The sequence below is a fragment of the uncultured Roseibium sp. genome (assembly GCF_947494555.1).
Lineage (GTDB): Bacteria > Pseudomonadota > Alphaproteobacteria > Rhizobiales > Stappiaceae > Roseibium.
Genome location: NZ_CANLVF010000004.1, coordinates 217,039 through 239,082, shown reverse-complemented (window position 1 = coordinate 239,082; position 22,044 = coordinate 217,039). Strand labels below are relative to the sequence as shown.

Annotated in this window: 24 protein-coding genes; 9 read left to right on the top strand and 15 right to left on the bottom strand. The window is 57.2% G+C overall.

Translation table 11 applies throughout. The features are described 5' to 3' along the window. Window positions 1-12: 12 nt before the first annotated feature. Together Q0915_RS20080 and ftsE are read right to left on the bottom strand one after the other, a co-directional pair. Window positions 13-1,011: an ABC transporter permease gene (locus tag Q0915_RS20080; RefSeq protein ID WP_366525303.1), complete on the bottom strand. Its 999-nt coding sequence runs from the start codon at window positions 1,009-1,011 to the stop codon at window positions 13-15. A 96-nt stretch (window positions 1,012-1,107) separates the two neighbouring features. Next, the gene (ftsE, locus tag Q0915_RS20075) at window positions 1,108-1,767 is read right to left on the bottom strand and encodes a cell division ATP-binding protein FtsE (protein ID WP_299477804.1); all 660 of its coding nucleotides are present in this window, start codon (window positions 1,765-1,767) and stop codon (window positions 1,108-1,110) included. 195 nt (window positions 1,768-1,962) lie between these two features. Between ftsE and Q0915_RS20070 the strand changes: the two genes are divergently transcribed. Genes Q0915_RS20070 through Q0915_RS20060 form a run of 3 tightly spaced genes read left to right on the top strand, consistent with a single transcriptional unit; the run spans window position 1,963 to window position 3,904 of the window. Beyond that, window positions 1,963-2,937, top strand: coding sequence for a zinc-ribbon domain-containing protein (locus Q0915_RS20070; RefSeq protein ID WP_299477801.1), 975 nt, complete (start codon window positions 1,963-1,965; stop codon window positions 2,935-2,937). Between the two features lie 2 nt (window positions 2,938-2,939). Further along, window positions 2,940-3,506, top strand: a complete 567-nt coding sequence (hpt, locus tag Q0915_RS20065) for a hypoxanthine phosphoribosyltransferase (RefSeq protein WP_299477798.1) — start codon at window positions 2,940-2,942, stop codon at window positions 3,504-3,506. A 2-nt stretch (window positions 3,507-3,508) separates the two neighbouring features. Next, complete coding sequence (locus tag Q0915_RS20060) at window positions 3,509-3,904, top strand: response regulator (RefSeq protein ID WP_299477795.1); 396 nt, start codon at window positions 3,509-3,511, stop codon at window positions 3,902-3,904. 180 nt (window positions 3,905-4,084) lie between these two features. Here the strand turns inward: Q0915_RS20060 and Q0915_RS20055 are convergent, their stop codons facing one another. The 5 genes from Q0915_RS20055 to Q0915_RS20035 form a co-directional block, all read right to left on the bottom strand. Beyond that, window positions 4,085-4,912, bottom strand: coding sequence for a carbohydrate ABC transporter permease (locus Q0915_RS20055; RefSeq protein WP_299477792.1), 828 nt, complete (start codon window positions 4,910-4,912; stop codon window positions 4,085-4,087). Between the two features lie 10 nt (window positions 4,913-4,922). Beyond that, entirely contained in the window at window positions 4,923-5,840 is a 918-nt protein-coding gene (locus tag Q0915_RS20050) for a sugar ABC transporter permease (protein ID WP_299477789.1), read from the bottom strand. Between the two features lie 72 nt (window positions 5,841-5,912). Beyond that, window positions 5,913-7,232 (bottom strand): sugar ABC transporter substrate-binding protein, encoded by a 1,320-nt coding sequence (locus tag Q0915_RS20045; RefSeq protein WP_299477786.1) that lies wholly within the window; start codon window positions 7,230-7,232, stop codon window positions 5,913-5,915. Between the two features lie 64 nt (window positions 7,233-7,296). Next, window positions 7,297-8,385, bottom strand: a complete 1,089-nt coding sequence (gene ugpC, locus Q0915_RS20040) for a sn-glycerol-3-phosphate ABC transporter ATP-binding protein UgpC (protein WP_299477783.1) — start codon at window positions 8,383-8,385, stop codon at window positions 7,297-7,299. 26 nt (window positions 8,386-8,411) lie between these two features. Continuing rightward, window positions 8,412-9,650 (bottom strand): FAD-dependent monooxygenase, encoded by a 1,239-nt coding sequence (locus Q0915_RS20035; protein ID WP_299477781.1) that lies wholly within the window; start codon window positions 9,648-9,650, stop codon window positions 8,412-8,414. Window positions 9,651-9,829: 179 nt separating this feature from the next. On the opposite strand from Q0915_RS20035, the gene Q0915_RS20030 reads away from it, so the two are divergent. Next, a complete protein-coding gene (locus Q0915_RS20030) occupies window positions 9,830-10,807 on the top strand; it encodes a LacI family DNA-binding transcriptional regulator (protein WP_299477778.1) in 978 nt (325 codons plus the stop codon). A 131-nt stretch (window positions 10,808-10,938) separates the two neighbouring features. Here Q0915_RS20030 and Q0915_RS20025 read toward each other — a convergent pair whose 3' ends face one another. Next, entirely contained in the window at window positions 10,939-11,844 is a 906-nt protein-coding gene (locus tag Q0915_RS20025; RefSeq protein ID WP_299477775.1) for a LysR family transcriptional regulator, read from the bottom strand. Window positions 11,845-11,952: 108 nt separating this feature from the next. Between Q0915_RS20025 and Q0915_RS20020 the strand changes: the two genes are divergently transcribed. The 4 genes from Q0915_RS20020 (at window position 11,953) to Q0915_RS20005 (ending at window position 14,196) form a co-directional block, all read left to right on the top strand. Then, window positions 11,953-12,348: a nuclear transport factor 2 family protein gene (locus Q0915_RS20020; RefSeq protein WP_299477772.1), complete on the top strand. Its 396-nt coding sequence runs from the start codon at window positions 11,953-11,955 to the stop codon at window positions 12,346-12,348. A 10-nt stretch (window positions 12,349-12,358) separates the two neighbouring features. After that, complete coding sequence (locus Q0915_RS20015) at window positions 12,359-12,796, top strand: hypothetical protein (protein WP_299477769.1); 438 nt, start codon at window positions 12,359-12,361, stop codon at window positions 12,794-12,796. Window positions 12,797-12,852: 56 nt separating this feature from the next. Further along, entirely contained in the window at window positions 12,853-13,275 is a 423-nt protein-coding gene (locus Q0915_RS20010; protein WP_299477766.1) for a nuclear transport factor 2 family protein, read from the top strand. A gap of 315 nt (window positions 13,276-13,590) precedes the next feature. Next, window positions 13,591-14,196: a VPLPA-CTERM sorting domain-containing protein gene (locus tag Q0915_RS20005; RefSeq protein WP_299477764.1), complete on the top strand. Its 606-nt coding sequence runs from the start codon at window positions 13,591-13,593 to the stop codon at window positions 14,194-14,196. Between the two features lie 122 nt (window positions 14,197-14,318). Here Q0915_RS20005 and Q0915_RS20000 read toward each other — a convergent pair whose 3' ends face one another. From Q0915_RS20000 to argH, 4 genes are all read right to left on the bottom strand, one after another. Beyond that, the gene (locus Q0915_RS20000) at window positions 14,319-16,904 is read right to left on the bottom strand and encodes a TIGR02302 family protein (protein WP_299477762.1); all 2,586 of its coding nucleotides are present in this window, start codon (window positions 16,902-16,904) and stop codon (window positions 14,319-14,321) included. A 132-nt stretch (window positions 16,905-17,036) separates the two neighbouring features. Then, window positions 17,037-18,311 (bottom strand): diaminopimelate decarboxylase, encoded by a 1,275-nt coding sequence (lysA, locus tag Q0915_RS19995; RefSeq protein ID WP_299477760.1) that lies wholly within the window; start codon window positions 18,309-18,311, stop codon window positions 17,037-17,039. 71 nt (window positions 18,312-18,382) lie between these two features. Beyond that, window positions 18,383-18,598, bottom strand: a complete 216-nt coding sequence (locus Q0915_RS19990) for a lipoprotein (RefSeq protein ID WP_299477758.1) — start codon at window positions 18,596-18,598, stop codon at window positions 18,383-18,385. A 108-nt stretch (window positions 18,599-18,706) separates the two neighbouring features. Beyond that, window positions 18,707-20,092, bottom strand: a complete 1,386-nt coding sequence (gene argH, locus Q0915_RS19985) for an argininosuccinate lyase (RefSeq protein ID WP_299477756.1) — start codon at window positions 20,090-20,092, stop codon at window positions 18,707-18,709. A 41-nt stretch (window positions 20,093-20,133) separates the two neighbouring features. Between argH and Q0915_RS19980 the strand changes: the two genes are divergently transcribed. Further along, a complete protein-coding gene (locus Q0915_RS19980) occupies window positions 20,134-20,796 on the top strand; it encodes a TlpA disulfide reductase family protein (protein ID WP_299477754.1) in 663 nt (220 codons plus the stop codon). Window positions 20,797-20,971: 175 nt separating this feature from the next. On the opposite strand, the gene Q0915_RS19975 is transcribed toward Q0915_RS19980, so the two are convergent. The 3 genes from Q0915_RS19975 to Q0915_RS19965 all read right to left on the bottom strand — a co-directional run bounded on the left by Q0915_RS19975 (window position 20,972) and on the right by Q0915_RS19965 (window position 21,976). After that, window positions 20,972-21,178: a hypothetical protein gene (locus tag Q0915_RS19975; RefSeq protein ID WP_299477752.1), complete on the bottom strand. Its 207-nt coding sequence runs from the start codon at window positions 21,176-21,178 to the stop codon at window positions 20,972-20,974. Between the two features lie 33 nt (window positions 21,179-21,211). Further along, the gene (locus Q0915_RS19970; RefSeq protein ID WP_299477749.1) at window positions 21,212-21,472 is read right to left on the bottom strand and encodes a hypothetical protein; all 261 of its coding nucleotides are present in this window, start codon (window positions 21,470-21,472) and stop codon (window positions 21,212-21,214) included. A 300-nt stretch (window positions 21,473-21,772) separates the two neighbouring features. Then, the gene (locus Q0915_RS19965; protein WP_299477746.1) at window positions 21,773-21,976 is read right to left on the bottom strand and encodes a hypothetical protein; all 204 of its coding nucleotides are present in this window, start codon (window positions 21,974-21,976) and stop codon (window positions 21,773-21,775) included. Between the last annotated feature and the right edge of the window lie 68 nt (window positions 21,977-22,044).

Here is a 22,044-nt window from a genome sequence, read left to right as displayed (position 1 = left end):
TCCTCACTAAAATCAATCCACTTTTGCCAAATGTGCCTTGACCGCGATGCCAGATGTGCCCGCCGTCAGGATTGCAACGAGAAACACGACGGCAAATACGCCGAAGTAACCTGGCAGGCTGACGGAGACAGAACCGAACAACGCGGACACCTGATCCGAGCTCGCCTGGCCCGAACCCTGGCGTGTGAGCAGATCCAGAACGACAAATGTGAATATCGCGGCGGCACCCCCAGATACGCCTCCTTTCAGGCCGAGAAGAAGGAAATGGCGCTGGAACTCGCGCGCGATAAACCCGTCCTCGGCGCCGACAAAATGAAGCACCGACACAACATCCTTGTTTCCGGCCATGGCCGATTGTGTGGCGAAGACAACGCTGAGGACCATGGAGCCGAGCACAAGGACCATGATCGCAAAGCCGCCGGCGACCACAGCGCCTGCCATTGCCGACAGACGCGACGTCCAGATCGAGTGGTCGTCGACACTGGCTCCGATAACCTGTTGGGAAACGGAATTACGCAGCTGTGGCAGATCAAGCCGGGCAGGATCACTGACGGTGATCTGAATGAGTCTTGGAACGGGGAGACCGTCGAGCTGCAATCCCTCGCCCAGCCAGGGCTCCAGCAGGGCTTTTGTTTCGGCATCCGAAAGGGCGCGAACAGACCCAACGCCGGGAAACTCCTGAGCCAGCGCAACAGCCTTGTCGATCTCGCGAAGCATATCAACGCCTTCGGTCGGCCTTATCTGGATCGTGATTTCACGGACCAGATCGTTTTGCCAGGCGTCGGCCGCATCCCAGACGATGGAAACCGCTCCCACTGTCAGGCATGCGAGGAAGCTCATGATCGCGACCACGAGCGTCAGCGCACGTCCGGCAACGGATTGCGGTGGCACGATCGCCGCAGCCGGACGAAGCTTTGCTTCATCGCCCTGGTCCTGTTTTTTCAGCTTCGGCGCGGATTTTTTCCGGGAACGTTTCGCCCCTGCAGGACGCTTTGGTGGTTTAACTTCCACGGCGGGCGCCTGCTCTGATTCTGTTTCGTCTGGTTCCGCCATCGTGATGCCTGGTTGTGTGTTTGCCGCCGTGGACCGTTCGTTTCCCGGATCAGACTAGTCAAAAATCGACAGACGCCCGTCAGCCAGGACCATGCGCCGTGCATCGACCTGTTCCAGCAAGGCAATATCGTGCGTTGCGATCACAACGGAAGTGCCGAGTTTGTTCAACTCAATGAAAAGACGCAATAGGCGGCGTGCAAGCGGTGGATCCACGTTACCGGTCGGCTCGTCAGCCAACAGAACTTCAGGGCGTGTGATCAACGCGCGTGCGATTGCCGCCCTTTGTTTTTCCCCGCCCGACAAGACGGGCGGAAGCACATGCATCCGGTCACCAAGGCCCACCCATTTCAGAAGATCTACCACATCTGAACGGTACTCGCTTTCCGGTTTCCCGACCACGCGCAGAGGCAGCGCGACGTTTTCATATGTGGTCAGGTGATCCAGCAGCCGGAAATCCTGAAACACGACCCCGATCTTGCGGCGCAGTTTCGGCAATTCCTGTTTGTCGATCACGCTCAGGTCGCGATTGAACACCTTGATGAGCCCGCGCGTCGGGCGAAGGGACATGAATAGAAGCCTGATCAGGCTGGTTTTGCCGGCCCCGGACGGCCCGGTCAGGAATTGGAACGATTGCGGCTCGACCTGGAAAGTCAGGTCCCGCAAGATTTCCGGTCCCATGCCGTATCTCAATCCGACATTTTCAAAGCGGATCACACACATGTCTCCTGTTGATGGACAGACGCTATAGCCAGGCCGTTAACGGTCCATTAATCATATAAAGGTCCTTTAGAAACCTGAAAGCCCGTCATTGGATTTGCTGGCATTTGTCCAGAATTTCATGCCGGATTTCGGCCCGGTCGGTCACATCAGAATAGCGCTTGAGCATGCCATGACGAAAGGTCTTCCCGCATGAAGATCACATGTCCGGACTGCAGTACGTCCTACGAAATCAAGGCAGAGGCGGTCGGCTCGCAAGGCCGGAGCGTCAAATGTGCCAAATGCGGTAATCGCTGGTTCGTTTCGCCGGACAACGACAACGATGGCCCAGATTCCTTTGAGGACACCGACGCCGGAGCGGACACAGACCAGAAAAGCGAGGAAGCGGCCAGGGACGAGGCGGACTGGGCGGCGGACGCAAAGGCCGACACCGACGAAGATGCGGCAACGGACGAGACAGCCACTGACGACAGCGATGCCGACGCTGGTGATGCCGACACTAGTGATGACGTGGAATTTTCCTCTCCATCGGAAGACGAGAGCGAAAACACAGATGAAGACAAATTCAGCGCTGATCTTGCCGATGATGAAGCAGAGGGCGAAGCAGACGCCCCGGAAGACGTCGAGTCCCGGGCAAAGCGCCCGAAGATCGTCGTCAATCCGGACAAGTTTCGCCGCAATCATATCGGCGCCATCCTCTCCTGGGTTGCAAGACGGAACTTTCGCCGGTTAGGCGGAATTCTGATTTTTACACTTGCCCTTGGTGCTCTGGCTTCCTTTGTCTTCATGAGAGACAGCATGGTCAAGCAATCGCCGGATCTTGCCAGTCTGTTCCAGATCATCGGTTTTGAGGTAAACTTGCGCGGTCTGGAGTTCCGGAACCTGCGGACATTCTCCGAAATCGAGGCCGGCAAAAAGGTTCTTGTGGTTGAGGGGTCAATCCGTAATCTCGCAGACGAGACCAATGCGGTGCCTGCTGTCCGGTTGTCGATTCGCAATTCGGATCTTCAGGAAGTATATGCCTGGACTGTCGAACCGAGAACAAAAGCGCTAAACGGGTTGGACGAAACCCGGTTCAGAACAATTCTGGCAGACCCGCCGGAAGAGGCTTCCGACATCCAGGTTCGTTTTATTGACCGCGGCAAACGCCAGATAGTACTTGAGTGACCATGACAGCCAATATTCGAACTCTTTTCGACGAAGATGCCATCGCAATGCGTGTGGCGGCACTGGCGAAAGAGATCGCCGAAGGAAATCCGCAAAACCTTCTGGTGGTTGCCGTTCTGAAGGGCAGTTTTATCTTTGCAGCCGATCTTGTCCGCGCGATGCATCGTGCCGGGCTGGAACCCGAAATGGAGTTCATTCACCTGTCCTCATACGGTGCCGGCACTGAAGGTTCCGAGAACATCCGTATTTTGCGCGATGTTGAAAGCGACGTTAACAACCGCGATATCATTTTAGTGGATGATATTCTGGAATCGGGACGAACTCTCGCTTTTGCACGCGAGCGACTGATCGAGCGTGATGCCCGCTCCGTAAAGATAGCGGCGTTGCTGGATAAACCGGAGCGCCGCAAAGCTGCCATATCTGCAGACTATGTCGGGTTTGCCTGTCCAGATAAGTTTGTCGTCGGATACGGTATGGATATGGGCCATGCGTGGCGGCAGTTGCCCTTTATTGGATACGTCGTTGCTTCCGAAGACGAAGCCGCGGCTGACGGCAAGACAGGAGAGTGAGCATGGCTCGCATTCTTCTTACAGAAGACGATGACGCGGTCCGGAGCTTTGTAAAACGCGCTCTGGAACTTGACGGACATGCGGTGGACATAGCCGAAGACGGCGGCGAAGCCGTTGAAGTTCTGGCGCGCGAAAAAGGTCAGTTCGATCTCCTAGTCTCCGATATCAAGATGCCCGTCATGGACGGGATCGCGCTTGCTCTTCACACCGCGCGCGATCACCCGGACATGCCCATATTGTTGATGACCGGCTTCGCCGATCAGCGCGAAAGGGCAAACGGACTGGATGCGCTGGTTCACGATGTGATCACCAAACCGTTTTCCCTCGTCGATATCCGCAAGGCTGTGCGCGATGCAATCGCCGGTGAACTGCCACAGGATACGCGCCGATACGCTTGAGGCAGCGGCTCGGTCTCCTGCGGGAGACCTTTAGGCATTTCACGATTTCACATGCATTTTACCGGCTCGGCGGAAACACGGGCTCCGGACAATCCGGAACGACAAGAATGTGTCCGCTGCTCCAAACCTGACGCTGATTGGTTCCGTCAGACTAAATCTTTGACCAATAAGCTCCCGCACTCAACCTTTAACAGCGCCTGCTGTCATGCCCGCAATGATTTGGCGTGCCGCGAAAAAGGTGAAGAGCAACGGCGGGATGACGATCAACGTGCCCATCGCCATGATCCGCCCCCATTCGATGCCCGTGTCGGTGATAAACCCGGCCGCTCCTACAGGCAGCGTACGGGTTGTTCTGCCGGTCAGAAGAAGAGCCAGAATGAATTCGTTCCAGGCGATGCGGAACGTGAAAATTGCCGCGACAGCATACCCCGATGTCATGAGCGGAAAGAGCACCTTGAAGAAGACCTGCAGCGGCGACGCGCCATCGACAATGGCCGCTTCTTCCAATTCAACGGGAATCTGCTTGTAAAAGCCGAACAGCAGCCAGATCGCGAAAGGCAGGTTCAGCGCGGTATAGAAAAACGTGAGAACGGCCAGATCGCTGTCAACACCGGTCAATGTCACGAAGGCAAAAGCAGGTACAGCCAACACTGCCGGCGGGACCATGCGCACCAGAAGTGTGGAATTTGCCATCAGTGCACGGCCCTTGAAATCCAGGCGGGCAAGTGCGTATGCGCAAAAGCCGCCCAGCAGCAAGGTAATGATTGTCGAGGCAACGCCGACAATGATCGAGTTGGTCAGGTAGCGGTCGAACTTGCCGCGCGTCAGAATGTACTCGTAGTTTTCAAGTGTCGGATGAAAGAAAAACCAAAGGGGCGTACCGTCCTGAACAAGAACGTCGTCCTTAAATGAAGTGGCGACCATCACCCAGATCGGTGCGAGCGCGATCAGCGCCAGGAAGATCAAGGCGCTGTAGTGATAAAGCTGACGCTGGAATGTGTCGTTCATTTTCAGGTCCTTAAACGTCAGACTTGGACTTCATGGGATTGGCCATGGTCAGGATCGCCGTGCTGATTGCGAAGACGATCAGGATCAGCAGCACCGAGATGGCCGACGCGTAGCCGAGCTGCTGCGTGTCGAACGCCCTGTTGTAGATGTGGAGCGAAAGCAATTCCGTTGCTCTGCCTGGCCCGCCTCCGGTCATGATCAGCATCACCTCAAGACCGCGAAACACGTCGATCAGGCGCATCAGCAAGGCGATGACCAGGATCGATTTGATCATGGGGAGCTTCACCAGAAAAACCTGCTGATACCAATTCGCACCGTCGATGGTGGACGCTTCCACCACCTCGGACGGCAGGGCCTGTAGTCCCGCGATCACAATGATGAAAATGAAGGGAGTCCATTGCCAGATGTCTGTGAAGACGATGGCAAAGAATGCCAGGTCGGCATCTCCGAGCCAGACTTGCGGCTCGATACCGAAGAAGGCCCCCAGATAGTAGTTGATCCAGCCAATGCGCGCATCGAACAGATACCGCCAGATCAGGCCGACAACCACCGGCGAAACCATCAGCGGAAGGATAAAGATCGTCCGAAAGAACGAAGCGCCCCGAATGGGTTTTTCCAAAAGGAGGGCCAAGGCCACGCCGAGCGTCATTTCAATGGTTATTGTCCAGAAACCGAACCGCAGGGTCACCCAAAGAACTTCCCAGACCTGGGGGTCCTGCACCATCCGTACAAAGTTGTCGACGCCCATAAACGGAGCTTTGGCGAGATCGCGACCGATCTCCCAGTCGTAGAACGACAGGTAAAACGCCATGAAAACCGGATAGAGAAGACCGCCCAGTATGACAAGAATTGCCGGAGTGATAAACGTATAGGGCGTCATCGTTTCCGCGGCAAAACGCGGTTTGCGCGATTGGGTGAGTACGGTCACCGGCGGATCCTGTCGTTGTCGAAATGCTTCATCGGAAGAAAACTGCGGGGAGTTTTCCCCGCAGCTGATGCATTACTGCCAGAGGTAGTACCCTTCGCGCTCCATGATGGCCCGTGCCTTTTCGTTGGCAGCGTCCATGATGGGCTGGATCGGCTTGTCCGTTGTGATCACTTCCGTCAACGCTTGACCGAGAACATCAATGTTGAGCTCGTTCCATTCCGGTATCAGCGGCCGCCAGTCGGGATCTGCGCACGGCAGCTGTTCCGCGACAACGGCGTATTCGTCGAACTTGTCGGCGTTGTTCTTAAGCGTTGAAATACGAACAGGATCGCCGCCAAGCTCAACCATCCTTTGGTCGCCTGCTTTGGAGGTCATGTACTGCAGAAACAGGAAAGCGGCTTCCTTGTTTGGTGCATTGGCCGGAATTCCGGCCGCAAAACCGCCGGTTTCCGATCCGCAGCGGCTCCCGACCGGATGGAGAGCGTAGCCCACCTTGCCGTCGATTTTCGACAATTTCGGATCACGGGACATGGCGGCAATCTTGAGCGTATCGAGATGCATCGCCGCTTCGCCCTGCAGGAAGGCCGCGGCGGCCTCGCCGAAGCCGAATGTCGGAATGCCCTTTGGCCCTGTCTGCGCAACTTCGCGCAGGACCTGCGCCGCTTCGACAGCTTCGGGCGAGTTGATGACCGGGTTCCACTGATCGTCGAAGATTTTCCCGCCAAGCGGCGCCAGGTGCAATAGCCAGGCAGCGGTAATCTGGTGCCCGGTTTTACCACGGGAGGTGAGCGCGGGAATGCCGGCTTCGTGGAGCTTTTGCATCACATCGCGCAACTCGTCATAGGTCTCGGGAACTTTCAGTCCCTGTTCTTCAAATATGTCCTTGCGATAGGCCAGGATCGAAGTTTCCGCCCCGAAGGGCACACCGTACATCGCGCCGGACTTACCGGGCATATAACCTTTCTTTCCGCCGACGACACCGCCATTTTGCAAATAGGCATCAGCGATATCGTCAAGGTCATAGTTAGGATCGACCAGAGACCCGCTCGTGTAAAACTGGGAGAGCGGTGTCAGCAAGCCTTTGGAAACGTATTCGCCCTTCCACATGACAACCCAGCTGACAACGTCATACTCGCCTTCGTTCTTGGACATTTCCAACAGCTGCCTGTCCCGAAGCTTGAGATACTGAAGCGCGTCAATCTCTACCTCGATACCGGTCTCTTCGGTGAACTCTGCGACGAGATCCTCGGCTTTCTTGAAGTGGCTCAGTGCCGGCCAAGAGACAACGATCGTGGTTCCCTCGAATTTTTCATATGGATTCGCGAATGCAGCCGCGGTGACGAAAGCAAAAGCTCCCATCGACAGCAGCCCTTTCTTCAAAACATGCCTCATAGTCTTCATCCTCCCTGAATTACTACTGCAATTGCCTGCGGCTGACTTTGATGCTCAGCAGCGCTTAAAGTGCCTGACCCGTCTCCCGGTCAAACAGGTAAAGTCTTGATGTATCGAAGTAATATTGGCCGTCCCCCAGAAGGTCGGCTTCCGGTCCGACTTCGACCGCGGCCGTTACATCCTGCCCGCCCAGATTTGCCGCAAGGAACTGGCTGGAGCCGATGTATTCGGCCACCTTGACCTCCAGATTGACGGGTGCGAAGGCCTCGGTTCTGGCTTCTGCGGCAAAGTGTTCAGGCCGCATTCCCATGGTGACGGCCTTGGTTGGGCTTGCGCCCGCGCGGGACTTAAGCCTGTCGGGGATGGGCAGTTCGAACCCGCTGCCGTGAATGCGCATGGACCCGGATTGTTCGGACAGTTCTCCAGGCAGAAGTGTCATCGATGGAGAGCCTATGAAGGTTGCCACAAACGTATTCACCGGAGTGTTATAGACATCCTTGGGCGTCCCGACCTGCTGGATGACCCCGTCTTTCATGATCACGATCCGGTCTGCCATTGTCATGGCTTCGATCTGGTCGTGCGTGACGTAGACCATCGTGCGCTCAAGCTGCTTGTGCAGCAACGCAAGTTCGGTGCGCATCGATGCGCGCAGCTTTGCATCCAGGTTCGAGAGGGGTTCATCAAACAGGAAGCAGTAGGCGTCGCGTACAATGGAACGCCCCATGGCGACACGCTGCCTCTGGCCGCCTGACAGGTCACGCGGCTTCCGGTGCAGATAGTCGGTCAGTTCGAGCATGTCGGCCGCCCGCCGGACACGCTCGTTGATTTCAGACTTCGGTGTGCCGGCCAGACGCAGCGCAAACGACATGTTGTCCGCCACGTTCATGTGCGGATAAAGCGCATAGGATTGAAACACCATGGCTATGTCGCGTGACTTGGGCCGTTCCCAGGTAACGTCGCGCCCACCGATGAAAATCTGACCGCCGGAGACCTTTTCTAGGCCCGCAATCATTCGCAATGTCGTCGACTTGCCGCATCCGGACGGACCAACGAACACAACGAATTCCCCTTCCGCAATATCAAGGGACAGGTCGGGAATAACCGTCAGACTTCCATACGATTTGGTTACATTCTGCAGGGACACCCCGCTCATTCCATTCCTCCCAATTCCACAAAGCCTTATGTGGCAAAGTATGAAAACTCCTCCGGCACCCGGATGGATTTCTCCCACCAAAGCTCGCATTCCTCCGGGCTCGCTTTGGCCAAATCGATTGTGTTCCAGATAAAGGCCTGCTCCATTTCGTGGCCCATCTCGAGCATCCGGTGGGCAACGCGTGTCTGGCGGATCGACCAGCTTTCAAGGGCACTGTCGAGATCCTTGCCGCTGCCGAGCGCGTCGACCAGGTCGAGGGCATTCGAAAACCCCTTGAAGACACCGGCGCCGGTCATCGGCTGCACCATCATGCCGGCGTCGCCGACGAGGCACATGCGCCCTTTGCGGTAGGCAGGCAATGCGCAGGAGTAGATGAGCTGGATCTGATTGCCCTGAGACTTGTTGAGAATTTCGCCGTAGTAGCTTGGCAATTGCTCCGTCATCAGCGTCTTGAGGTCAGTGTCCTGTTCGGGGCGCATGGCCCCGGAAGGAATGGACCCGCTCCGCGCCTGGCCGTCATTGTCCAGCATGAACTCCGGCAGGTCTTCGGCAGGCAACGGAATATAGGCGGCCCAGTTGATGATGCGCTCGCCGGGGATCATTGAGCCGCTGCTGTCAGGGATGATGAAGGACACGAAACTGCCATCGATATTCTTGTAGGAATAGCGTGGATGATCGTTCAACGGATCGGAGTCGTTCACTTCACTTTCCGGCAGCACCCCCCGCCAGACGAAATAGCCGCGATAAGACAGGTCGATATCGGGGAACAGAAGCTTCCGGCCTGCGGACCGGTAGCCGTCGGCAAAGACCACAAGGTCGTATGCTTCCGTGCTGCCATCCTCCAAGGTCAGTGATACGCACCCATCCGTTTCCTCCGCCTGCGAGACGGTCTTTCCCTGGAAATAGATTTCATCCGGAACGCGTTTACGCAGATTCTGCCAGAAGCCTCCCCAGTTGACGCAATGCATGTCGATTGGCCGGGTCAGCGGACAGCGGCCGACATATGCGTTTTCTTCCGACAGTTTCGACATTTTCAGCGTGTGGAACGGAGAAGCCGCAAAGCCGGCGTCAAGCAGATCGAGTGACTTGAGTTCCTCAAGAACGGTGCGCGATGTGGTCAGCCCTCCGCCACGTCCCAAAAGGCCGCTGCGCGACCGCTCCAGGACGGTGACTTCGTGTCCGGCGCGAAAGAGCAGCGTTGCCGCAATACAGCCTGATAGAGACCCGCCGACAATCGCTATTTTCAACTTCCCAAATTCACTCATGTGTCCTTGTTCCAAGACCCTTGGTTTTACTTCCTGGCGATTTTTGAGTGCGTTTTCCGTCCCGCGCCCCAACCTCTTTTTGAAACTCTATACAAGCCTCAAGGGGCGTTCTATTGTTAGATTGTTTGCCGCTAACAATTAGGTAAGTTCCATTGACTAAAATTAGAAAACGTAGAACTTTGAAGGACGTAGCAGAAGCGGCCAACGTTTCCGAAATGACCGTGTCAAGGGTTCTGCGTAAATCCGGCACTGTCTCGGCTGGAACCAGGAAGACGGTTCTGGCTGCGATCGACAGACTGGGATATGTCGAAAACCGGATGGCAGGATCGCTCGCAACGGCGCGATCCAACCAGGTCGCCGTGATCATTCCGTCCTTGTCCAATCATGTCTTCACGGAAGTCTTGAGCGGGATCTCGGAGATGCTGGACCGGGAAGGATATCAAGCCGTTGTCGGCGTTTCCGACTACAGCATCGCGAAGGAAGAAGAACTCGTTTATTCGATGATGTCCTGGCGCCCGGCTGGCTTTGTGGTGTCTAACGTTCGTCACTCGCCGAAAACCCGCAATGTGCTGCTGAATGCCGACATTCCGGTTGTGGAAATCATGAACCTGCCGGAAGACCCGATAGAAATGTGTGTGGGGCTCAATCACACCGAAGCCGGCCGGGCATTGGCCGCATATATGGTCACAAAAAAATACCGGCGATTTGGGTATGTGGGCTGGAACGAGAGTGACTATGCCGCAGCAATCCGCTTTCAGGCCATCAAGGCCGAACTGGAACGTCACGGCTTCGGCATTTTCGCACCGGATCTTTTCAACCGTCCCCCAAACCTGGCATCCGGAAAAAGCGGGCTGATACGGCTCCTCGAACAAGCACCGGATCGCGATGCCGTTTTCTTTTCCAATGACACTGCAGCAACCGGCGGCTTGATGCACTGTCTGCAAGCCGGAATCTCAGTTCCCGATCGTCTGGCTATTGCAGGGTTCAGCGGACTTGAAAGTGGACAGAACCTGCCGAAGCGTCTGACAACTATCCTCACCAACCGCTACGAGACCGGACGCCGCGCAGCCCGCAATATTCTCCAGCAACTTTCCAACACGCCTGTGCGCCTTCGGTGGGACATGGGATTTGAACTGATCGAAGGCGAAACAGGGTGAAGTCTCTTGCAGCGATGATCGTGGCGTCACCACTCTGATCACCAAGAGCGCGGTGCAATTCGTTCAACCGCTCATGTACCTCAAACGGCTTTGCCATGCTTGAAAACTCATCAGGCTAAAAAGTCACAGGATCACGGCGACTTCCTGCGGGTCTTCCTCGCTAGATCTATAAAAGCCCGGAGCCTGCGCGGCATATGTCTTTTACTGCGATAGTTCAGTGAATACCGCGGCAAAGAGGGGACTGCTCCGGACAGAACGGCAATGAGATCGCCTGTTGCAAGATCTGCTTCCGCCATGTCGGCATAGACATAAGCAAGGCCAAGGCCCGCGCGGGCATAGGTCAAAAGCGCCCTGAGATCATTTACGACCATGCGCGGCCGGGGCATCACGCTGTAAAGGCCGTCCTTGCCGTCGAACATCCAGGGAGCCAGCCGGTCACCGCGGCCGAAAGCAAAGCAAATTCCCTCGTGATCAAGAATGTATTCGGGAGACGTCGGAACTCCTGCCCGCTCCAGATAAGAATGGGAAGCGACAATTGCCATGCGCAGCTCGGGGCCAATCGGCAGAGCGTGGGTATCCGGCTCCAGAAGGGTGTTGGACCGGATCGCCACATCGACACCTGCCTCGACCAGGTCGACCTTCGAATCGTCGTAAATCAGTTCGACCGCAACATCGGGATGGAGCAACGCGAATTCGCTCACGAGATCGTCCAGAAAAAACGCGCCCGCGCTGTAGGGCGCGGAAATACGCAGGGTTCCGGCAACTGTGTCTTTGAGCGCGTCGAGTTCGCGTATCGCTGTTTCCAAGTCCGTAATTGCGGGCAGGCTCCGACGGTAAAGCTGTTCGCCTGCCGGCGTCAGCGCAACAGAGCGTGTTGAGCGTTCAAACAAACGCACACCCAGCCGGTCTTCAAACCTCTGCACGGCCTCGCTGACAGATCCTGCCTTGAGCTTCAGGTTTTCAGCCGCCGCCCTGAAGCCCTTCACACGGGCCACTTCGACGAACACGGACATGTCGCTGAGCTGATTGCGCCTCATTGTTCGCTTTTTCGATCAAACTGTAAGATTAATAGGTATTTTTCTTACAGTATCACATTCTTATTTTCACTGGCAAGAGAACGGTCACACCAACGAAGGAGAACAGACATGGACGACAAAGACGCCGTAATGGCAGCGCTTAACGACTGGATGGAAGGACTGGATAGCGGCGATCTGGAGCGCATGGTCAAGACCTGCGATCCTGAGGTCGTCGTCTGCAACGAACGTCAACCGACAACAGTCGGCATTCAGGCCATCCGGGACAAATACGGGCCTCGCATCGAAGCCAACACATTCAGATCCGGCTTCGAAATCGAACATTTCAAGGTCTATGGCGATCAGGCGCTGATGGTCGGCCATTTCACAGTCGAGTTTACGGAAAAGAAAACAGGCCGGAAAGGCGGCGGCGCGGGACGGCTTGTCCTGACATATCGCAAACATCCTGATGGATCCTGGAAACTGCTGCTCGATATCGACAACAATGGCGAGCGCAACGCGACCTGAGGGACCCACCATGAGCACACTCCTGGATGACATCCGGAACGAAATCGTCGATGCGCATGACTTCTTTGTCCAATGGTTCACCGGAACGATAGCGCGCGATCAACTGGAGCCGTGCCTTCTAGCGCGGTTCGATCGGGACGTGACCTTCATTTCCCCGGAAGGGCAAGTCTACCGCTACGACGCACTCAAGGAGATGTTCGAGAACGGATACGGCTCGAACACGGACTTCAGAATTGAAATCCGGGACGTCTTTGTGAGGCATGGAAGCGGCGACATGGTTCTGGCCACCTATACCGAGTGGCAGGCAGGTGCATTCGCGTCAAACCTTCCAAACAATGCGCGCGTTACCAGCGCGGTGCTGCAACCAGGTCCGCCATTCAAATGGCTCCACATCCATGAAACCTGGTTACCCGACAAGATCCGGGAAGCCGGTCCGTTTGATTTTTAGGACCAACGCACACGCGGCTTGGCCTCCCCCTCTCAATACAGATCAGGAACTTTAATATGACAATACCCGGCAGAATTGCGCACCGGCCAAGAGACATTGCCGACTGCGTGAGTGCTTACCTTGAGGACGGCGACATAGATGGCATCGTGTCGATGTTTCACCCCGACTGCCTGATCTTCTTCCCGCCGGACCAGCCCCCGAAATCCGGGATTGCCGGTGCACGCGCCGCGTTCGAGGAGCTGCTTGAGGTCAGGCCCAGGATTGAAAGCAACGTCACCAGCGAAGTGATCGTCGGAGATACGGCCATGTTGTGCGCGACCTGGCGCGTCTTGGCTCCGGACGGCACCGTAATAGCCGAAGGCCGGTCCACCGAGGTGGCAAAACGGCTCGCCAATGGCGGCTGGGGATACCTGATCGACTGTCCCTACGGCCCGCCTCTGCTCAAGACAGAAACATCTGCAGGAGCGGCGGGTCTCTAACGGGAACACTTGCCCTCTGGGGCGTCGTGCAGAATTGCAAAGCCCCTATGTCGCGATTCGGGTTCTGGAGCGGAAACGAAAACCCTAGTCTCCGTGGCGATTGGCAAGGCCATCCACTCAGCAGTCCGCGAAATTACTGTCGGATCTTGGCAAAGCGAAATCGATCGAGCGCGAGCGTTTTCAGCTCATCTGGTCGGCTTTGGTCTGGAGAAAAAGATCAATCTTGGGCTCAAACGGGTCCAGGAAACAGCAGAATTTTGTCGCGTTCTGAAGTGAGGCCGCAACAAAGCAACACTTACGGCGACGGAGAGCATCGTGATACTCAGGACACTTTTTAAGGCAATCATTTTCAGCACCTGGGCGGTTTCTTCCCAGGCAGCCCCGGTCACGTGGCAGCTGGACCTTCAGTTCGAGGACAATGGGACGGCTGTCGGCAACTTCGTTTGGGACAGCGACCTCAACGCTGCCACCGCCTGGAACATAACCGTCTCCGGAGGACTGTTCAGCGGCGGACACGTTCTGCCGGGAGAAACCTTCAGCAATGACAGCGCGGGCCACGTTGCCTCGGCTTTCACGCAAAACGGCTTCAGCTTCATCCAGTTTCAAACCGACGATGTGACCTATCTCCCCGGGCCGGACCGCGAGCGGGTATTGCGTCTCGGTCTTGGCTTCAGCGGTCTCGACGTTCTCGATACGGCTGTCGCTCTTTTACCCCTGGTGGCAGATACCGTGAACCAGTTCTCGCTCACCAGCACCGGGTTTGTCGATTGCGGGAACTGTTCCCCGGTCCGCCACGGAGACGAGGGAAGCTTCATCAGCGGCAGGACACCCGTCCCGGTCCCGCTGCCGGCTTCGCTACCACTCCTGCTTGCCGGGATCGGGGCCCTGGGATTGGCTCGAAGGTTTAGCAGGCCAGACTAGGCTCGCTATTGCCGTTCGCCTGAATGCAAAACGCCCCGGATGAATTTCCGGGGCGTTTTGATTCTGCCAATCAATTCAGACTGTCAAAGCATCAGAGCGCGACAGATCATCTTCCATGGCGCTCAGTACCGCTTCAGGAGCCGCTCCAGGTAGTCCAGTTCGAGCTGGGGCCGGGACGGGTCGGAAAAGCGCCTGCGCAGTTCTTCCAAGATACGCCGGGCACGTTGGACGTCGATCTCGTCCGGGATCTGGACACGGTTATTGAAATCGGGCCCTTCCGTTCTGCGCGGGCGTCCGAGCGGATCCTCATCAATCGGCGACGGTCCGTTCGGGTTGCCGGCACCTTCGCCCTGACCCATCATCTGCTCGGTCATGCTCTGCGCGCCGCGCCGGAGCGCGTCGAGTGCATCTCCCTGCTGGCCAAGCGCCTGCTGGCCCTGACCTTCGCCGAGGGACTGCTGTGCGTCGCCCATGGATTCCCCGGCCTGACCGAGCGCTTCATTCTGGCCCATACCGTTCTGGCCGAGCTGTTCCATTAGCTCCTGCAGCTGTTGCGCCAGATTGCCCTGACCCTGTTGCAGCTGCTGCAACATCTGTTCGAGTTGCTCCTGGGTCAGTTGCTGGCCCTGACCCTGCTGCTGCTGTCCTTGCTGCTGTTGCTGTTGGCCACCACGCTGGCGTTGCTGGTCCTGGTTGAAATTATGGGTTTCGTCCATCAACTGCTGCTGCCGCTGGATCATTTCACCCAGCTGGTTGAGCATTTCCATCATCTCGCTGTTCATGCCATTTGGCATCATCTGCGGACGGCCGGCCTGCAGGTTTTCAAGCATCTGCTGCATCTGGGCCAGAAGTTCCCGCGCCGCGTCGCGCGACCCTGTGCGTGCCAGCTCCTCGATGCGGTCCAGCATCTCGCTCAGATCCTGCTGATTGAGGGTCTGCTGGTTGCCGTCAAACGGCTGCATGGCTTGCGGGTTCTGCCGCATCTGCTCGGCAAGGGCCTGCATGTACTCGTTGAGTGCTTCGCGCAGCTCCTGAGTCAGCTTGGCAATTTCTTCATCACTCGCACCTTCTTCAAGCGCCTTGCGCAAGGCCTCCTGTGCATCGCGGAGTTTTCTTTCTGCAGCCGAGAGGTCACCGTCTTCAATGGAAAGCGCGAGATCCCAGAGGAGCGGCAGCATCGCCTTCAGATCCTCATCGGATTGCGCCTGGACCAGTTCGCCATAGGCAAACCGCATCCCGAGATAATTGCGCGCCCTGATATCGAAGAGGTCCGGGGCAAGCATCAGCGCATCCATGGCGGTAATGACCTGCGCATGGTTCTGAGCGTCAAGGGCCAGGTTCCGCCGTTGCTCTACAACGGCCCGTGCCAGAGGCTTGCTGAACCGGCGCTGCGGCAGCGTGATGCGATAAGCGGGTGAAAGGCCTTCCTGGGATGCCTGGTCGCGCGCCAGAAGCGTCAGATCGACATCCGAGCCTGCCCAGGGATGCGATGTCAGGTCGCGGATTGTTTCAGCGGTCTTTGCCGTCCCGGTGCGCGCAGGCAGCGACAAGGGGAACTGCGGCGCATCGACCAGCGGGCGCGGAACACGGTCCTGGTGGTCCGGATTGGGAAGCGGCGTAATGCGCGCTTCCGCGGAGACCACGCCGTAATCATCATTCACCAGATAGGAGAATTTCAGCGCGCCGCTGAGCTGTTCCTCAGGATCGTCCGTCAATCGGATTTCCGGAGCATCGTCCGGTCTGACATCAAAAACGAACGTCAGGAACGGTTCCTCGCCATCCAGGAGTTCGACGACACCTGTCGTTTCGAGCGTAAGGCGCCGTTCGACGGGCAGGAGCTTGGCGAGCTCCGCATCAGTGTCTTCCGATGTCTCATCCGGCTCAACGACGCGCGGTTCCGTGTCGAACGGCCCGGCAAACGTCATTCCAACCTCGCGCGCACCTTGCGACCTTACGACCAGAATCGACCCTTCAGGCACCGAAACAGGCGCGCCCGGATCGCGCAGCTGTGCGCTTTCGCCTGTCAGGTAAACCGGTGGTTCGCTGGTGTAGATCGGCGGCGTGACCCATGCATCAAGCCGGCTTGGCGGTTCCACGGTCTTGAACGGGTTTTGAAACGCCGAAGCAAGCCGTCCGAGATGATCGCCGCTTGCCGTCGTGAATCCGATAATCAGCAGGCTGGCGGCAAGAACCCTCAAGGCCCAGGGATCGCGACGGTATGCCTGCGGATCCGGTGCCTTGGAGCGGATCGATGCGACGGCTTCGGCGGTCCGGCGTTGGTGAAGCGCCCAGATGGCACGGCTTTCCGCGTTTTCGTTTCCGACTGAAAGCTCGTCTTCAAGGGCGGTCAGCGGCCGGTGGCTGCGCCCGGACGACTTTTCAACGCGAGACAGCCCGTCTTCGCGCGACGGCCAGCGCAACCGGAACAGATCGGCGGACGCCCAGACCAGCGCTGCCGCGAACAACACGATCCCCGCCAGACCCAGCCAGACGGGAAGCACCAGCCACAATCCCAGCCATGAGAGCCCGACATAAATTCCTGTCACGACGAGAACGGGCATCAAGGCGCGCCAGACGCGCTCAACGAAAAGAGCCGAGCGGCTTTGCTTTATGAGCGTATCAAGGCGTGATTGGATAAACCGGCGCCAGCCGGACGCGTCCGGATTAGAATGCCGTTCGGGATCCTGATCGCTGTCTTTCGAGCTCAAAGGCACCTCCGGTTCGTATCCCGCAGCAGTAAGGGCAGTGCACGGCTACGGAAATGGCCCACCATCCTATAAGGTGAGGCATCGGAGGCGATCCGGCAACAGTCTGGATCAACTAATTGCGGACAGATTTCGTCACGAAGCCTTGAGCCAGTCCGGTATCCGGTCCAGGCCAAGGAGCTCTTCATAGCTTTGCCGGGGCCGCACGACAGCGAATTGATCAGCGTTTACGAGGACTTCGGGGACCAGTAACCGTGTGTTGTATGTGCTGGACTGCACGGCACCATAGGCGCCTGCAGAATAGATCGCCAGAATATCCCCAGCTGACACATTTGCCATGTCCCGGTCTTGCGCCAGAAAGTCGCCCGTCTCGCAGACGGGTCCGACAATATCCGCCCTGATTCGCTCTCTCTTACCGTCGTCTTCCTGAACGGGGCGAATTTCGTGGTGAGCATCATAAAGGGTCGGCCGGATCAGGTCGTTCATCGCGCCGTCCACGATGACGAAAGTCTTGTCGCCGCCCTCCTTTACGTAAATGACCTTCGTGACCAGAATTCCCGCGTTGCCTGCTATCAGGCGACCCGGCTCGAACATCACCGTGCAGTCAAGCTCCCGAACGTGTTTCTTGACCACCTCGGCATAGGCGTCAGGGTGCGGTGGCGGGTCATTGTCGCTGACATAGGGAATGCCGAGGCCGCCGCCTAGATCGACATGGTCGATCTTGTGTCCGTGCGCACGCAGGTCCGAAATCAGGTCGCCGAGGCGGGCAAACGCGTTGTCGAAAGGCTCCAGCTCGGTGATCTGAGAGCCGATATGCATATCGATACCGGTGACCTTGATGCCCGGAAGGCTTGCCGCTTGTGCGTAGACATCACGGGCGCTTTGCCAGGGGATGCCGAATTTGTTTTCCGCTTTGCCGGTCGCGATCTTGGCGTGGGTCTTGGCATCGACATCCGGATTGATGCGCATGGAAACGCGAGCGGTCCGGCCCATTTCGCTTGCGACACGCGAAAGCTGGTGCAACTCGGGTTCCGATTCCACGTTGAAGCACAAGATGTCTTCTTCCAGTGCGTAGGCCTGCTCCGCTTCGGTTTTTCCGACGCCCGAGAACACGATCCGGTCGGCGGGCACACCTGCGGCGCGTGCACGGCGCAGTTCACCCTCGGATACCACGTCCATGCCGGCGCCCAGCTTTGCGAGCGTCGCCAGGACCGCCTGATTGGAATTCGCCTTCATCGCATAGCAGACAAGCGACGGGATTTCGTCAAAAGCTGAAGAAAACACCTGATAGTGACGGGTCAGTGTCGCGGTCGAATAGCAATAGAACGGCGTCCCGACTTCGCGGGCGATGTCCTCGACCGCGACGTCTTCAGCGTAGAGCGCTCCGTTCCTGTAATTGAAATGATGCAAGACTTGCCTCGCCAAGCTGTCGTGTTTTCTTAAAAATCAGGGTGCGCGCACGGAACCGCAACATACCGGTTTCAATTGATGAGGAAGTCCAGAAAGAACGGGTCTTCATCAACTTCCGGTTCGATCTCAGCGGCCGCAACTGCAGCCGTATCGGCCGGATCGGCCGCGCTGTTTTCAGGTGCCGTTGGTGTGCCAGGGACGTCCAGATCGCCTTTGCGGCCACACCCCGCAAGGGTCAGGCTCAGGCAGAGACCGATCAGCGCCAGGATCTTGAACCGGGTCGTCATTCGCTAAGTGCCCTTCCTGGAATTCATATCTGCAGTTCTCTCCTCGCATGGCGCGCTCCATTCGGCAAGGCCGGTTGAAGGCGTCATGCGCTTTTGGCCGCGTTCTTGCTATGCCTTTGCAAGGTCTTTGAGCCAGCGGCGCGCCTGCTTGCGCACGTTGACCGGCGCTGTTCCCCCAAAACTTGTCCGGCTGCGGACCGACTTGTCGACCGATAGCACCGAATAGACCTCTTCTGTAATTTTCGGGTCGACCTGCTGCATGTGTTCGAGCGGAACCTTGTGCAGTTCGATACCCTTTTCGACAGCGAGACCGACAATCCGGCCCGTTACATGATGAGCGTCTCGGAACGGCATACCGAGCACACGAACAAGCCAGTCTGCCAGATCGGTTGCAGTGGAATAGCCCGAACCCGCAGCTTTCTTCATGCTTTTTGTAACCGGCTCAAGATCGCGCACCATGCCTGTCATCGCCGCAAGCGCGAGGGAAATGCTGGCAAGACCGTCGAACGCCTGTTCCTTGTCTTCCTGCATATCCTTTGAATAGGCGAGGGGAAGCCCCTTCATCATGACCAGCAGCGCCTGCAGCGATCCGTAGATACGGCCGGTCTTGGCGCGCACGAGTTCAGCTGCGTCCGGGTTCTTCTTTTGCGGCATGATCGACGAGCCGGTCGAAAACTTGTCGGACAATTTCACAAATCCGAATTGAGCTGAGCACCAGACAACGATTTCTTCCGCCAATCGCGACAGATGCATCGCGGTGAGCGAGGCAGCCGCCAACGCTTCGATGACAAAGTCGCGATCCGAAACCGCATCCAGTGAATTCGCGGCAGGCCGGTCGAACCCGAGCGCCTCGGCGGTCATTTTCCGATCGATCGGAAAGGACGTTCCGGCAAGAGCTGCCGAACCAAGCGGGCACTCGTTCATGCGTTTGCGCGCATCCCGAACGCGGCCGCGATCGCGGGAAAACATTTCCACATAGGCCAACAGGTGATGACCGAACGTCACGGGCTGAGCGGATTGCAAATGCGTGAAACCAGGCATGACATCCGCCGCATGGGCTTCCGCCTTTGTCGCAAGCACCTGCATCAGTTCGCCCAACTGCTCGTCAAGCGTGTCGAGCGTGTCTCGGACCCAAAGACGGAAATCGGTCGCCACCTGATCGTTCCGCGAGCGCGCGGTATGCAGCCTGCCGGCTGCCGGCCCGATCAACTCGGCCAGACGCGCTTCGATATTCATGTGAATGTCTTCAAGCCCGCGCGAAAACTTGAAGTCGCCTTTTTCGATTTCTGACAGAATTGTGTCTAGACCCTCGACGATCTTGTCGGCATCGTCGCGGGTAACAATCTCTTTTTCAGCGAGCATGCGCACATGGGCTTTCGAGCCGTCAATGTCTTGCCTATATAGCTTCCGGTCGTAGTCGATAGAGGCATTGATTTCCTCCATGATGGCGTCCGGTCCTTCGGCAAACCGGCCTCCCCACATGCGATTGCTCATGTCCTGTCCTTTAAAAGGCGCCCCTTGCGAGGTGTGAACGAATGAATAAGCCAACCGAACCCGTCAGGAGCTCCAGACGCGGCATGATTGCCGCAGGGCTCGCAGGCGCGGTGGCCGCTGTAGCGGCTCTATACGTGATCGCCGGTCCGAATGGCAATATTGCCGGTGCGCAAAGCTGTACGGCAGCGCTATCTGCCGCAGCCTCCGCAAAACCGTTTGCAAAGGGAGAAGTGGCCGCATTCCTGCCCGCAAGCCAGCCACTTGACCTCACCGCGCTCACATTCAAGGGCTCGGACGGCGAAACCATCTCGCTTGCGGACTTCAAGGACAAAACCGTCCTTCTCAATCTCTGGGCAACCTGGTGTGCGCCTTGCCGCGAGGAAATGCCGGCACTCGATCAACTCCAGGCGGATCTGGGAGACCCGACATTCGAGGTCGTCGCCGTGAGCCTCGACCGGGGCGGTCCGGACAAACCGAAGGACTTCCTTCAGGAGATAGGTATCTCGAACCTGACGTTTTATCAGGACAGCTCAAACGGTCTTTTGAAGGAATTGCGAAAGGTTAGCCGCGCAACGGGCTTGCCGACAACCATTCTGATTGATCCGGAGGGTTGCGAAATCGGAACCATGTACGGTCCGGCCGAATGGGCATCTGGCGAGGCAAAACACCTTATTCAAAGCGCAAGAGGGAAAGAGGGCGCCTGACAGTCAAACAGGTCCGGCTTCCGACCGCACTTGCAGCAGCATAAACTCAAGCAGTTGAATTTAATCGGAAAAACTCCAGGCCACGCGTTCGTTGGCGAATACGCACGTGTTGCCGCGGAGACCATGAAAGACGCAGGCTTGCGTCCTTGATTCGACAGATTGTCTTCATGCGAGGCTAGACTGTTATGTCGACGGCCTCGCCAAGGCCCGGGATCTTGCGGGCCTCGCGGCGGTCTTCTTCCTGCGTTGCCTGCGCTTCGTTCAATCGGTCGGCGACCTGACGTTCCTGATCAGCCTGGTCCTTGACGGCGTTGAGGGCGAACTCGTTTCTTGTCTTTGCAACGTCGTAGGAAGCTGATGTGCTATCTGAAACACTCGTCAAACCCGTTACTCCTTTATCGTTTCGTCGATCTTTCTAGACGGTGATGTCCAGACGGCCTCCAAGGCCGTTCTCCGGGTTGCGTGTCTGGGCACGCGACTCCAGCTTCTGTGCCTGGTCGCTCAGGAACTCAGCGCGTTTTGTGCTGAACTCCGCCTGACGCTGCACTGCCTCGGCCGCAGCCTCAGACTGTCGCGCGCTCAGGACCTTTACCTGCTCAGCGACCTTCTCGGTACGGGGCGTACCGAGAGCAGGCTGGAAGGCCCGGGCGGTTGAATGTGCTGCGACTTCAGTCATCATAGATCCTGAGACAAGGTGCGACTTGTATGCATTGTGCACCAGATGACTGAATTGAATTGTAAATTCCAGCCGTAAATGTTTAGCGTAATCTACACAAACCTAATGTATTTGAGAAAATTTATTTAAAATCGAAAACAAAATCGCTTAGAAGACTGAGATAAATCAACTATTCGGATTGCTGTGTTGATCGGGTCTTCCACGCACACAGAGGCATGCAATGTCGCGGGAAAGCCGAACGCTCATGTTTCAGGTAAAAATATCGAGGCAGATTAACGAAATCGGTGCGCGCGCCAGGCGTCAGGCTGTCACGTCGACTGTGGCACCAAGACCCGGGGGCGGTGCTGCTTGAGATGATTGCAGATTGGACGCACCTTCCTGAAGCAGGGCAACGATGTTCGCGTCCTGTTGCGCAGCGATCTTCAGCATTTCAGACTGCAGCACCTGGTTAGTCTGCGCCTGTGACGTTGCTGCAAATGTGCCGGCTATGCCTGCGCTGTCCATGGATACTCCCCAAACCTAGGAGCACCCTACCGGTTTCACACTTAAGCAAGCGTAAACAGTTTCTTTTT